The following is a 577-nucleotide window of genomic DNA, read 5'->3' as shown; positions in this document are numbered from 1 at the left end:
GTTCCTGTCCCGGCATCGGCTTGGGCCGCAACGCGCTGTGCTCCATGGCTCGCCTCCGGCCACAGCCCTACCCGGCGCGCACCCGCGCCGACGCCTCACGAACGGGTGACGTCGAGCCGCGCCGCGAGATCGGCGGCGGCCCCGCGCAGGGTGCCCGCGTGGCGCAGCTCCGTGCGGTGCACGACACGGGGCGCGGTCAGCGGAACGGCGACGGTGCCCGGTGCCTCGCGGGCCGCCGAGAGCGGCAGCAGGGCCAGCCCGTGGCCCGCCGCGGCGAGGGTGGCGAGGGTGCGCAGGTCGGTGCCGTCGTAGCGCAGCGCGGGCCGGAAACCCGCCGAACCGTTGGCCGTCCGGAGCCGGTCGAGGGGCAGGGCGGTGCCGGGGGCGTCGAGCCAGCGGGCGTCGACGAGGTCGCCGAGGCGCAGGCCGTTGCGGCGGGCGAGGGGGTGGTTGTCGGGGAGCAGGACGGCCACGGGCTCCTCGGCGACGCCGCGCGCGGTGAGCGGCGCGACGTCGGGKATGCGGAGCGGGTCACTGGGCGCGGCGAGGCCGTCGACCAGGCCCAGGTCCGCATCCC

The 577-nt window shown here is 78.6% G+C and carries 1 protein-coding gene; it reads right to left on the bottom strand.

Annotated features, from left to right (window positions below; genetic code table 11):
• Nucleotides 1-95: 95 nt before the first annotated feature.
• The coding region (locus tag AB8Z36_RS42075) for a LysR substrate-binding domain-containing protein (RefSeq protein ID WP_369218573.1) at nt 96-577 on the bottom strand (482 nt) is incomplete at its 5' end.

Origin of the sequence: Streptomyces flavofungini (assembly GCF_041028215.1) — a bacterium.
GTDB lineage: Bacteria > Actinomycetota > Actinomycetes > Streptomycetales > Streptomycetaceae > Streptomyces > Streptomyces flavofungini_B.
Note: the sequence above shows the minus strand (reverse complement) of the source record. Positions and strands in the feature narration are given on the sequence as shown.